The 11,808-nt window shown below is 62.3% G+C and carries 11 protein-coding genes and 2 pseudogenes; 6 read left to right on the top strand and 7 right to left on the bottom strand.

Annotated elements, in window-relative coordinates; all coding sequences use genetic code 11:
* From OR37_RS20175 to OR37_RS20155, 5 genes are all read right to left on the bottom strand, one after another.
* A partial coding sequence (locus OR37_RS20175; protein WP_004624794.1) for a ParB/RepB/Spo0J family partition protein occupies nt 1-803 on the bottom strand: 803 nt, incomplete at its 3' end.
* Nucleotides 804-967: 164 nt separating this feature from the next.
* Complete coding sequence (locus OR37_RS20170; protein ID WP_012047163.1) at nt 968-2,038, bottom strand: DMT family transporter; 1,071 nt, start codon at nt 2,036-2,038, stop codon at nt 968-970.
* Between the two features lie 92 nt (nt 2,039-2,130).
* Nucleotides 2,131-4,023 (bottom strand): potassium transporter Kup, encoded by a 1,893-nt coding sequence (locus tag OR37_RS20165; protein ID WP_426258871.1) that lies wholly within the window; start codon nt 4,021-4,023, stop codon nt 2,131-2,133.
* Between the two features lie 87 nt (nt 4,024-4,110).
* Complete coding sequence (locus tag OR37_RS20160) at nt 4,111-5,388, bottom strand: magnesium transporter MgtE N-terminal domain-containing protein (protein ID WP_004624788.1); 1,278 nt, start codon at nt 5,386-5,388, stop codon at nt 4,111-4,113.
* A 65-nt stretch (nt 5,389-5,453) separates the two neighbouring features.
* Nucleotides 5,454-7,100 carry an Nramp family divalent metal transporter gene (locus tag OR37_RS20155; protein ID WP_004624787.1) on the bottom strand — a complete coding sequence of 549 codons (1,647 nt, stop codon included), beginning with the start codon at nt 7,098-7,100 and terminating at the stop codon, nt 5,454-5,456.
* 678 nt (nt 7,101-7,778) lie between these two features.
* Between OR37_RS20155 and OR37_RS20150 the strand changes: the two genes are divergently transcribed.
* From OR37_RS20150 to OR37_RS20140, 3 genes are all read left to right on the top strand, one after another.
* Complete coding sequence (locus tag OR37_RS20150) at nt 7,779-8,498, top strand: alpha/beta fold hydrolase (protein WP_004624783.1); 720 nt, start codon at nt 7,779-7,781, stop codon at nt 8,496-8,498.
* Complete coding sequence (locus tag OR37_RS20145) at nt 8,495-8,923, top strand: VOC family protein (RefSeq protein WP_106404419.1); 429 nt, start codon at nt 8,495-8,497, stop codon at nt 8,921-8,923. Before OR37_RS20150 ends, OR37_RS20145 begins: the two co-directional genes overlap by 4 nt.
* Nucleotides 8,924-9,379: 456 nt before the next feature.
* A complete protein-coding gene (locus OR37_RS20140) occupies nt 9,380-9,778 on the top strand; it encodes a nuclear transport factor 2 family protein (RefSeq protein ID WP_049795436.1) in 399 nt (132 codons plus the stop codon).
* 83 nt (nt 9,779-9,861) lie between these two features.
* Here the strand turns inward: OR37_RS20140 and OR37_RS22295 are convergent, their stop codons facing one another.
* Nucleotides 9,862-10,260, bottom strand: a complete 399-nt coding sequence (locus OR37_RS22295) for a hypothetical protein (RefSeq protein ID WP_235046612.1) — start codon at nt 10,258-10,260, stop codon at nt 9,862-9,864.
* Nucleotides 10,261-10,398: 138 nt separating this feature from the next.
* Nucleotides 10,399-10,596, bottom strand: a pseudogene (locus OR37_RS22290) (AAA family ATPase); the annotation flags it as partial.
* A 16-nt stretch (nt 10,597-10,612) separates the two neighbouring features.
* Between OR37_RS22290 and OR37_RS22285 the strand changes: the two are divergent.
* From OR37_RS22285 to OR37_RS22450, 3 genes and pseudogenes are all read left to right on the top strand, one after another.
* Nucleotides 10,613-10,927, top strand: coding sequence for a hypothetical protein (locus OR37_RS22285; RefSeq protein ID WP_235046611.1), 315 nt, complete (start codon nt 10,613-10,615; stop codon nt 10,925-10,927).
* Nucleotides 10,928-10,966: 39 nt separating this feature from the next.
* Nucleotides 10,967-11,590 (top strand): hypothetical protein, encoded by a 624-nt coding sequence (locus OR37_RS22280; RefSeq protein WP_235046610.1) that lies wholly within the window; start codon nt 10,967-10,969, stop codon nt 11,588-11,590.
* A gap of 110 nt (nt 11,591-11,700) precedes the next feature.
* Nucleotides 11,701-11,778 (top strand): annotated as a pseudogene (locus OR37_RS22450) (hypothetical protein); the annotation flags it as partial.
* Between the last annotated feature and the right edge of the window lie 30 nt (nt 11,779-11,808).

The following is an 11,808-nucleotide window of genomic DNA, read 5'->3' as shown; positions in this document are numbered from 1 at the left end:
GTACAGGTTTCGAGAAGCCCGATATTTTCAAGCCAGCCACCGTCGTCCTGCTGGAAGAGATCGCGCATGACGACACCGCCCGCGTTCTCGTAGGCGCCGATGCCGACGAACAGCACGCGGCGATCCGACGCGCGGACGGTTTTCTCCGTCAGCATGCGCCGGATCTGATAAGGCTCCTGGCTGTAGGACCGCTGGAGCGCGTCCCAGACCTGGAGCTGGCGCGCATGGTCCGTTGTCACGGTGAACGCCATGAGCTGCTCGAGCGACATGCCATCCTCGGCATAGATGTCGAGAAGCTTCTCCGACACCGCGGCGATGCGCAGGCGCTGCTTGACGACATTGACGCCGACGAAATAGGCGGCCGCGATGTCTTCGTCGCATAGGCCCTTGTCGCGCAGGGTCTGGAAGGCGCGGAATTGATCGAGCGGGTGTAGCGGCACGCGCTGGACGTTCTCAGCCAGCGAGTCGTCCTCGGCGAGGATCTTGGTGGAGGGATCGCGGACTACGCAGGGCACGGGCGCGGTCTTGGTAAGGCGCTTCTGCTTGACGAGGAGCTGCAACGCCTGGAAGCGCCGGCCACCGGCAGGCACTTCGAACATACCTGTCTCGACGCCCTCCTCATCAAGAACCGGGCGGACATTGAGGCTCTGGAGCAGGCAGCCGCGACGGGCGATATCCGCCGCGAGATCCTCGATCGAGACGCCGGCCTTCACGCGCCGGACATTCGACTGGGAGAGGATGAGCTTGTTGAGGGGGATGTCGCGCGAGGACGACAGGGTGATCTTCTGAACGGCACTGGCCATCGGGACTTACTCCGCGACGGGCGCCGAAAGACTCTCTCTCGGCTTTCAACCCGCCGCGAAGACCGGCGCAGCCCTCTTCCTCTTATGGGTTTTCGCCCCGGACATCGCCGCAGCCTTCCCGGCCAGACCCAAGTCTCACCGCCGATGACTGTCGTCGGGAACAGTCATTTTGCCTGGACGTGCGTATGCCGATGATGCAGGTCGGGGTAATGGGCGTGACCGTGGCGCAAGGGTGCGTGCCGATGCCAATGCGAATGCGGTTCTGTTACCAGACCATCATGCTCATGTTGGTGGTGCTCGTCGTGCACGTGCACATGCTCGTGCGCTAGGGCATCGTGTAGATGCTCATGCTCATGCCGCTCCGCGAGGTGAAGCCAGAGCCCCACCATCATCAGCATTCCGGCGGCGATCAATTGGATCGTCAAAGGCTCGCCTAGCAGAACCACGGCGATGATCGCCCCAATGAAAGGCGCCAGCGAGAAGTAGGCGCCGGTGCGTGCGGCTCCGAGGTTGCGAAGCGCAAGCATGAAAAGAACGAGGCTTACACCGACGCCGAGGAAGCCGACGGCGGCCGCGGCCGCGATCGTGGTCGGCGTCGGCAGATGCGCGCCAAGCACCATCGCCAAGGCGACGTTCGTACTGCCGGCCGCGATACCCTTGATGGCCGCCGTGATCACCGGATCGGCCAAAGACAGTTTGCGCGTCAGATTATTGTCGATGCCCCACGCTAGGCACGCGACGGCGATAAAGGCACCGCCCGCGTCGATGCGTACACCTGTTCCATTCCACGCGAGGATCGCCGCTCCCGCAAGGATGGCGAAGGCGCCCAGCATTAGCCGCCGATCCACGTTTTCCCGGAACACGACCCACGCGATCGCCATGGTCGCGAGCCCTTCCAAGTTCAGTAGTAGGGACCCGGAGGCGGCGGACGTACGCGCCAACCCCAACATCAAGAGGAGCGGTCCGGCTACCCCGCCGCATAGGACGACGGCCGCGAGCCAGGGGAGGTCATGGCGCCGTAGGGGCGCCTCCGGAGCCGGAGCGCCGAAGGCTGCTCTGCTAGCGATGATGGCCACCAGACCGATGCCGGCCCCGAGATAGAGCAGTCCGGCGAGGAGCTGCGGCGGCATCGAGCCGAGCAAGAGCTTCGCGAATGGCGCCGAGGCACCGAAGAGCACTGCCGATATGAGCGCCAGTGGCACGCCTGGCCAGAGGGGAGAGCGCGACTGTGTCATGCCGCAAGCTTAGCAGAATAGAGGTGTGTCCACCTCCTTCTTCGCTGCATCGACGGCGGGACTGTCTTGTCTGAGCACTTGACGGGGATGACTTACAACTCGATCTGCCGCGCGATTTCCACGACGCGGTCGGGCGGCAAGCTGAAGCGATCAACCACCTTTACGGCATTGCGATAAAGAAAGGCGAACACTGGAAGACGCCAATGCGCAAACAGCGAGCTTCCGGCCCTTGCAACGATAATATCGCGTGTCGCGAAATAAATGGCGTGATCGAGATCGATCGACGGATCGAGACCCTTAACCCGCTTCAGAGCGGCGGTGAGGTCTGGTATTTCGACGAAGCCAAAGCGCATCGTCACGCGCCAGATCCCGTCGGCAATCTTTTCTACGCCACAGCGCTCCTCATCATCGATGCGCGGCGATTCCTCGAACAGAATCGTCAAGGCGATTACCGACTGATGGAGGGCGCCCATGTGTTTGACGTGGTCGATCAGCAGCGGCGGGATTTTCTGATAGGTCCGGGTCAGGAAGATCGCCGTGCCGGGGACACGGGGCACCTTGCCGGCGGCCAAGTCAGCGACAAATCTTTCGGGTGCTTCCGACGCTTGCGCCAGGCTCTCGCGAACCGCATCGATCCCCGACCGCCAGGTCAGCATCAGGAAGAAGACGAGCGCGCCGAAGGTCAGGGGCAGCCAGCCGCCTTCGGCGATCTTCAGCAGATTGGCGCCAAAGAACCCGACATCGACGATCAGGAAGAGTCCGGCGATTAGGATCGAAACCGCGAGCGGCCAACGCCATGTTTTCCGCATAGCCGTGAAGAGCAGGCAGGTGGTCAGCAGCATCGTTGTCGACACCGCCGTGCCGTAGGCGCCGGCAAGCCTGTCGGAACTGCCGAAGGCGATGGTGATCCCGATGGTCGCTACCATCATCATCCAGTTTACGACGGGCACGTAGATCTGGCCGTAAACTTTGTCGGACGTCTGGCGAATATGAAAGCCGGGCAGCCAGCCGAGTTGCATCGCCTGCCGTGTCATCGAGAACGAACCCGTGATGATCGACTGGCTGGCGATGATGGTGGCAATCATCGCCAGGAACACAAGCGGATAGACTCCCCATGTGGGGCAAAGCTGAAAGAACGGATTGCCTTCGATCGTACCCTTCTGGATGAGCAAGGCGGTCTGTCCGGCGTAGCTGAGCAGCAGCGACGGCAGCACGATCGCGTACCAGGACAGGCGTATGGGGCCGGGCCCGAAGTGTCCCATGTCGGCGTAAAGCGCCTCGCCCCCGGTGATGCAGAGGAAGACGCCGCCGAGCACCAGCATCCCGTTTCCTCCGCTATGGGCCAGGAAGCCGATTGCGTGACGCGGATCGAGGGCGGTGAGGACGCTGGGATTGCGAACGATCCCGGTGAGCCCAAGGACCGCGATAACAAGAAACCAGAGCAGCATGATCGGGCCGAAGGCGGCGCCAATTCTAGCCGTGCCGAACCGCTGGGCTGCGAAGAAGACAATCAGGATGGCGACGGCCGCCGGCATGACGAAGGGCTTGAGCGAACCCGTCACGACATTGACACCTTCGAGCGCGCTGAGCACCGAGATGGCCGGCGTGATGACGCCGTCGCCATAGAGCAAGGCCGCGCCGAGCAGGCCCATGACGGCCAGGATTTTGGCGGTCCCTTTGAATCTGTTGGCGCCGACCAGCGACATCAGGGCAAGGATTCCGCCTTCCCCATGGTTGTCGGCGCGCATGACGAACAGACAATATTTGATCGAAATGGTGATGATCAGGGTCCAGACGAGCAGCGACAGGATGCCTAGCGCGCTGGCGGTCGTGAAATGTCCGCCGGTTGCTTGGACGACGGTCTGGAGAGTGTAGAGCGGGCTGGTGCCGAGATCGCCATAGACGATGCCTAGCGCGCCGAGCGCCGCCCAATGCTGGGGTTCGCGGGTGCGTGTGGATACGTCCTGGGCGACAGTGGGGGTCATGAGCCATTCATGTAGGGCGGTGGCCCGCAGCATGGAGGAAGACGAGGATGGTCGTCTCGTTGGGCTGGAATCCGTGGGTGTCGGACATCATCCCAGTCGGCGTTGCGGCGAGCCACTTGCCCCCTCGCGCCGGGCCCAGTCCTGCGGGATGGCGGCTTCCAGCGCGTCGTCTACGGTCACCAACCCCAGCAATTTCCCCTCGGCATCAACAACCGGCAAGCTCAACAAGTTGAAGTCAGCCATCCGCGTGGTGACCGCAATGATGTCGTCATCAGGCGATGCGACGATTGCGCGCGCGTCGACTGCGTCGCGAAGTAACGTCGAGGGACTAAGTTGCAGGGCGCGCACAACGCTTAGCGTTCCGGCCAAGGCGCCGTCCGCATTCAGGCTGTGAATCGTCACCAAGGCCTCGGGCTGCACGGTTGTCAGTGTTCGCAGTTGCTCAAGCGCATCGCCGATCGTGCGATCCTCCGGCACGGCGAGGAAATCGGCGCCCATCAGGCCGCCCGCCGTCGCCGAATTAAAGCCGAGCAGCATGCTGACCTTCATCTTCGTCGCCGTCGGGAGACGATCGAGCACGTTCTGTCGGCGTTCCTGCGGCAACTCCATGATCGCGTCGGCCGCGTCGTCGGCGCGCATGCGCGACAGTACGTCGGCCACCTCGTCGTCGTTGCGCGATTTCAGCAGTTGCGCCTGCTTGTCATCGTCCAACTCCTCGAAGACATTGGCTTCCAGGCTGGGATCCGTATGCACCAAAGCCAGCAAGACATCCTGCTCTTGGCTCGGAGCGCGTTCAATAATATCGGCGATCTGAGCCGGCTTCAGCGCCTCGATGCGGCCGAGCGATGATGTAGATCTGGCCTGCGCTGCGTCGCGGGTGAGCGGCAGGAAGTCGTGCCAGTCCCGGGCCGGGTGGTGCTCATGCGAGCCGAAGTGCAGCCAGCTATGCTTGTGCACGTCCACGCTGACCATGCGCCAACCCGACGGGGTTGCGTCGAAGCGCACGTCGTGCGCCTTGACCAACACGCCGCGCGGCAGATCGACCAGACGCCGGCCGAGCATCTCGGCCTTCAGCAGCGTTTCCCCAGCCTCTTGTGAGAAGGGTCGTCGTTCTCCCGCCGCGATCCGCACAGCGCCATCGGGCTTGATCTCGATGACGTCCGCCATCGGCACGAATACCGGGCCGCTGCCGACCAGGAGGCCTTTCAGCAGTGGATAGTCATTGTCCCGCAAGACGGCGACAACGTCTTCCAGGCGGCCGGCCGGGGCGCCGTTGGCGTCCACGACGCCATGCTTGAACATGGAGACCAGGGAGACCGTCTCGTGGACGGGCGCATGAGGGGCATCGGTGGCGTTAGGAGTCATGGCAAACCTCTTCAACAGGATGAGCCCGGTGGAATGCCTTGGCGAGAAGGCTGGTGACGGCAGGGTCAGTGGCCAAGGGCAACCTCCACGACACGAACGATCACCAGGATCATCGCGATCAACAGATAGGTGCGGAGGACAGTCAGACCGATCCGCACCTCGGCGGAGAGCTGCGGCGCCTTAAGGAGCGCCAGCGGGGCCATCCGCCAGGTAGCGCGGAGGCTGGTGTCGACGGCGACCTTGGGCGCCGCGGGATGCAGGCGCCGGTAGGTGAAGAAAGCTGCGGCGCTGACCGCGGAAACCGCTGCGCCGATCTCCAGGATCAGGATGATGGTTTGGGCGCTGATGTCGGGGAACAGCACGCTGGCGGTCAGCACCAGGGACAGCACGACCAAGACGGCGATGACTGCGGATGTGAAGAGGTTGGCGAAGAGTCCATTCACCCACGGACCCACCACCTCGGTGTCGTTGCAGAGGAGCAGCAGGAACACTGTCGCCGAGGGCAACAGAACGCCGGCCAACACTTGCACGCCGACGGTCAGCAGGCCTAGCGGACTACCGGGGACCAGAACGACAATCGCCGATACGAACAGGATACCGGCAAAGACGGCGTAGAAGCCCTTTGCATCGGAGATCTTACGATGCAGCGAGTGCTTCAGCCCCAGCACGTCGCCCAGGGCATAAGATGTCGCAAGCCCCACAGCCGCGGCGCCGATGATCGAGGCGTCAATCAGGGCCAGTGCGAAGAGCACGCCGGCGACGTGGCCAACATACTTCTGCAGCCCCTGGGCGACCCCTTCGGCGTCGGTGAAATTGCCGAATTCCGGATGGCCGGCGAAGGTCGCGGCGGTGAAGGCGATGATCGCCGCAGCGCCTATGATCACGATGGCGATGCCGATCCACAGGTCGGTGCGCTCATAGTTCATGAAGCGCGGCGTGATGCGCTTGTCGATCAGGTAGGACTGCTGGAAGAAGAGCTGCCAAGGCGCGATGGTGGTGCCGATGATGGCGATGATCAGCAGCACCACGGCCGACAGGTCCGAGCCCTTCGGCAGGCCGGGAACGACGAAATCGTGCAGCATCTGTCCGCCGCTTGGGTGAGCCATCACAAAGATCGGCACGAGCAGGAGCGATCCCGCCACCAGCGCCATGCAGACTTGCTCAAAACGCTTGAACGACCCTGTGCTGGCTGCGGCGACAATCAGTACCGCGGAGATCGGCACGCCGAACATCTTCGGGATGCCCAGGTAATCCATGCCCAGACTGATGCCGATGAACTCGGTGACGATGGTGAGGGCGTTCAGGATGAAGAGGTCGATGACGCTGAAGGCGCCCCAGAACTTGCCGAAGCGTTCGAGAATGAGCCGCGCGTGACCGACGCCGGTCACCACGCCGAGCCGCAGCACCATCTCCTGATTGACGTAGAGCACAGGTACGAGAACCAGCAGTACCCACAACAGGCGCGTGCCATAGACTTGGCCAGCCTGCGTGTAGGTACCGAAGGCGCCGGCATCGTTGTCGCCGACCATGACGATCAGACCCGGCCCAATGATAGCCAGTAGGGTCGTGAGGCGGGCTTTGAGGCTCGCGCGCGGCAGTTCGTCGCCGCGTTGGATCGAGCCGAATGCGCCCTTGATGTCGCCGATATGCGCTTCATCGAGCACTGCGGCGCGCGCGTGATTGTCGCGTTGATTTTCCGGGTCTGCCAGCACGAGGAGCGCCTTCCCAATGGGCGTTGATGTATGGGGTTAGGTATCGACGGCGAGCGACCGTGGCGCCCGCCGCATGGAGCGCAGCGCTCAGCTTGGTTGTTGGCGCCACCCGCACCCGAGACGCCGGCGCGCCAGTGCGAGACGCGGGCGGATCTCCGATGAGCTGGCGCCGCGCAGGCGTGCGCTGAAAAATTGGTAGGTCATTCCTGCCTCCTGATGCCTGGCTCAGGAGGCGGCACGCATCAAAGCAGCGCGAAGTGGTTCGCGCGGCTCTCGACAATCGTGTCGTCGCCCTGAGCGTGGCCGAGCCGGCGATAGACGAGTGCAGACGTCGAGCGTCTGCTGTCGCAATCGTCGGCCTGACCGCTAGGTCGCGGGTTCATAGCGATCCCTTGCTGTGCCAATGAAAAATCCAGCCTTTGCAGGGCTGGATTCCGGAGCGTGAATTATTGCTGGTCTTCAATGCGCGCCGCGGGTTTCATACATACCCATAGGGGTATATTGCAACTATACCCGGGTATAGAAATGATCGATCGCGGCGCTGCTTGCGAAGGGGGCCGCGCGGCCGGGGATAGGCTCGCGTTCTTGACGGGCGGCAGCCGTGGGCCGCGATGGAGGCGTCGGTGAGACGCGGCAAGCCAATTTGAAGCTGCGTCTTGTCGACCTATTGTGGTGAGGATGTCTTACGCGAGCAGATCTCGGCGGTTCGTGTTTGTCCACGGTGCTTGGCACGGCGGTTGGTGTTGGGCGACGGTTCGACAACTTGCTGACGATCGAGGTCACAGAACTTGGGCGCCGACACTATCCGGCATGGCAATCGACGAACCTTGCGCTCACGTCGATCTCGATGCCCATATCGAGGACGTGCACAATCTCATAATTCGAGAGGACATTCGCGATGTAACGCTGGTGGGCCACAGCTATGGAGGGCTTGTGATTACAGGGGTGGCAGACCGTGTGCCGGATAGGATAGAGCGGATCGTGTATCTCGACGCCTTTGTGGGCGCGAATGGGCGATCCTTCGCCGATCTCGCGCCGATACATGATATCGAAGCGCTGGTCGTCGAGGACCGCATCGCTCCGATGATCCCTATCGAGAAACTTGGATCGTTCGATAGGGAGATGGCAGTGATCTTGGCCAGTCGTTTGGTGGGGCAACCGTGGCGCACGTTTGCGCAATCCCTCCACTTCTCTGCGAGGGCTCTCAACCGTTTGCCAAGGGCGTACATTCGGACTTCAGATCTCATTCCCGAACAGGCGGAGCACGCCATGGCTCTTGGGATTGAGATGATTGACGCACGGCCGGCGGGACATGACGCGATGCTCACGGAGCCCGCCAAGATTGCGATGCTGCTGGAGCAAATCGAGGGGCTTCCTGTACATCGGGCGGAGGAATGATGTTGGCCGTGGAAGAGAAATACCTCAGCGCAGCAACGCGCCTCCCGGCACAGGATCTCGACCGCGCGCGACGATGGTATCTGGAAAAGCTCGGCGTGAGGCCAACGGAGGAACGCCCCGGTGGCCTGCGCTATTGTATCGGTGCGAGTGAGTTTTCGATATTCCTCTCAAGCGGCCGATCGGCCGGAGACTTTACACAGCTCGCGATCACCGTTGACGACGTCCGCTCCGTCGTCGATGAGCTCAAGCGTCGCGGCGTCAACTTTCTCGAGTATGAAAGCGGCCGGCTAAAGACCATCGATGGCATAGCGCACGTCGCCGGCAACTATCCCAGCAAGGGATCAGCGGAACTTGGCTGCTGGTTTCACGACAGCGAGGGGAATTTGATAAGTCTTGGGCAGTCCTTGAAAGAGGCTATGACGTAGGATGGCATTTCGCCATCGAAAGCGCTTCAAGGGTCCCAGATCCGCGTGGATCAGATTTGGCGAACGGCGCGATCACTACAGGAGGGCTCGTGGCGGAGCTCGGCACTTCGTTTTTGCCACCCCTGATACTGGCGATGGCCACCACGCATCCATCGGGGATCGCGCAGCCAGATTCCCACCGAATGGGTGGAAGATCGATTTGAGCATCTTCAACAATCACCGCGCCAAGGCGCCGCGCCCAGCCGTCCGAAGCGGAGGGCGGCGAGGCGAGGCGACCTATGCCGTGGCCGCCGAATAGCGGCCCCGGACTTCCTGCATCCCGAGAATTTGGCCGCGCACAAGCGCGCGGAAATCGGACGCCGAATGAGTTTAACCGCAGGAAACGGGTGGCCGAGATATCTGGCGAATGTCTATGCTAGAATTATGGATGCACAAACACCGGCACTTCGCGCTCTGATGCGTTTCTATGAGGCGGAAGCCCGTTACTCTGCTTCGGGATTGCCAGCCGATAGAGCTGCACTGCTCGAAACGTTGCATCCCGACATCGTTCTACACCAGCCGGATTCCCTGCCCTATGGAGGCCAATGGAGAGGCCGCGAAGAGTTCGGGCGCTGGATCGACTCGTTCGTCGAGACTTGGGTCGATATCAAACCGACAGACCCCGTCTTCCACACATGCGGCGACGATATCGTCGTCTGCACCGTAACAATGCGGGCCACCGCAAGATCGACCGGAGCGCTGATTGACATGCCGATGTGTCAGGTGATCCGGATCGCGGCAGACCAACCCGTTGAGTGGCGAAACTTCGCCTGGGATACCGCAATAATGCTGAAGGCGCTGGGCGGTTCGGTGTAGGCGATCACTTCTACACGCGCGCGGCGACGCCCGACATTCCCTTGCACACCGATCGATATCGACCGGCTTGGCGAGAAGCATAATTATGCGGCTTTCTCCTGCCGGGCCCGGATATCTGCAATCCACTTCTCCAGTGCATCAATCTCAGCTTCGATGGCCGTCGGTTCGGGTAGCCGCGGATTGAGCTCTCCCGGCTGGCTGTGAAGAAGGGCGGAACAACGCCCAAACGCTAACCGCATCGCGGTGCAGTCGCCATCCGTTAGTACGGTGAGTTTGATCAGTCCCGTGGTGTCGACCTTGCGTGACAAGCGGCGGATCACCGGCCCGACGGCCTCCTCGACGGCGCGCTCCCACGTGGTTCGAAGTTGATCCTGGAACGACGTGACCTCGCGCAGCCATCTCGCCTGGTCGCCGCGTTCATGGTGGATCTTGACGTTTGCGAGGTGCGCTCTCATGCCGTCAATGACCTTGTCGAGCGGCATGACGTTGGCCGGGGGATCCTGATGGCAGTAACCAGCATTTTCGGTGCCGCGGCTGATCAGGCGATACGCCACAGGCGTCGCTTCTCGATCCTTTGTCGTCCGGCAGGCTTCGTCGAGCAAGAGCAGAAACGCCATGTCGTGGGTGAAGACGATCACCTGGCGAGTCTGGCCAGCTTCTGCCAGACGGGCGGCGACCTTGTCTCGATGCAAGTGATCGAGTGACGACACCGGATCGTCGAACACGATCGCCGATTGCGCATCGATGGTCGATAGCTCGGCGAGAAAGGCGGCGAGCGCGACGCAGCGATGCTCGCCTTCGCTGAGGACCTTTCCCACTGGTTCGTTCGGCTTGTTGATCAGCCTGACCTGGAAGAAGGGAACGCCGGCGGTGGTCTTGGCGGATTGTGCGAGCCGGATCGCTCGACAAATCGGCGGTGAGCGTTTGAAGGCGCGTCTCGTCCTCGGCGGTGAGGCCGGCGAGTTTCTCGACGGTTTCTGGCTTCGTCTTGCCCGAGAGACCGGCGATCAGCTTGCCGACCGGAGTGTTCTGCTTGCAGTCCGGCGTCGTCAGGATGGTGGGCGTTTGCTCCTGGAGGGCCTTGATTTCGGCGGCCAGCTTGCTCTTCACGTCCTGGCAGACTTGCGCGAGGCCCGCGAGGATGCGTAGCGGCAGCGGCGTATACGCGAGGTCGTTGGTGTTCTCGACATGGATATTGGCCGTGCGCGAGTCGAAGACGCTGACGGCGGACAGCATGGCGTCTGGCGAGCTGCCCTGCGTCCAAGCGGCATTGCGTTTTTGGGCGCCGATGAAGAACTCGACGCTGGCGGCTGGCGCGCCGCTCGTGGCGGCGTAGATGTTTGGCAGGATCGCGTCGCCCTTTGGCGAGCGCGCCCGGCAGAGCTGCTTCAGGACGCGGGCATAGCCGGATTTGCCGGCTCCGTTGTCGCCGTAGATGATGGTGAGGCCCGCTTTGCCGAAGGACAGCCGTTCGCCGGGAGCGAGGGCGTTGACGTTGGACAGACCGTAAAGGGCGCCGAGCGTCACCACGGCATGGCTCGCGGCGGGATCGCGGATATGGCTGGCGTCGAGTGGGGTGCCCTGATCGAGGCCCTTGCAGATCGCGGCCAACTCCACGACATCCGTGGCTTCCAGTTTAGGTTGGTTACAGAGGCGGCGCAGCGTGTCGCGCTGCCAGGCTGGCAGATCCGCGGACCACTTCAGGATGTCTGCGAGCGCCGTTGCTTCATTCGAAAGATCATCTTCTTGCTTATTCATTTGTGTCCCCCACTTGCCACCCGTCCTAGCGTCATAGGATCAACGCCCGCTTGAGGTCGTCGTGCTCGAAGGCGCTGGCCATACGGGTGATCTCGGTGGCGCGGGCGCACACCGCCTTGGCGGTGTCCCGCCATGTCGCGGTCACGGTCGCAACCTCTTTGATGTGTACGTCGTCAGAAGTTTTGAGACAGCCGGGCTGCGGATTTAGTGGAGGGTTGGCCTCGTCTGGGTTTGATATCTAGGCGGCGATTTTGCGGTGCTGCAAGCTGTAC

Source organism: Caulobacter vibrioides OR37, from assembly GCF_000372645.1.
In the GTDB taxonomy this organism is placed as follows: Bacteria; Pseudomonadota; Alphaproteobacteria; order Caulobacterales; family Caulobacteraceae; genus Caulobacter; species Caulobacter vibrioides_E.
This window is presented reverse-complemented; position numbering and strand designations above follow the sequence as displayed.

Coding starts and splice junctions, on each gene's coding strand:
- OR37_RS20160 (WP_004624788.1), bottom strand. CDS start 5,388: ATGACTCCTAACGCCACCGATGCCCCTCATGCGCCCGTCCACGAGACG.
- OR37_RS20165 (WP_426258871.1), bottom strand. CDS start 4,023: ATGACCCCCACTGTCGCCCAGGACGTATCCACACGCACCCGCGAACCC.
- OR37_RS20150 (WP_004624783.1), top strand. CDS start 7,779: ATGTCTTACGCGAGCAGATCTCGGCGGTTCGTGTTTGTCCACGGTGCT.
- OR37_RS22295 (WP_235046612.1), bottom strand. CDS start 10,260: ATGCCGCTCGACAAGGTCATTGACGGCATGAGAGCGCACCTCGCAAAC.
- OR37_RS20140 (WP_049795436.1), top strand. CDS start 9,380: ATGCGTTTCTATGAGGCGGAAGCCCGTTACTCTGCTTCGGGATTGCCA.
- OR37_RS20170 (WP_012047163.1), bottom strand. CDS start 2,038: ATGACACAGTCGCGCTCTCCCCTCTGGCCAGGCGTGCCACTGGCGCTC.
- OR37_RS20145 (WP_106404419.1), top strand. CDS start 8,495: ATGATGTTGGCCGTGGAAGAGAAATACCTCAGCGCAGCAACGCGCCTC.
- OR37_RS22280 (WP_235046610.1), top strand. CDS start 10,967: ATGGATATTGGCCGTGCGCGAGTCGAAGACGCTGACGGCGGACAGCAT.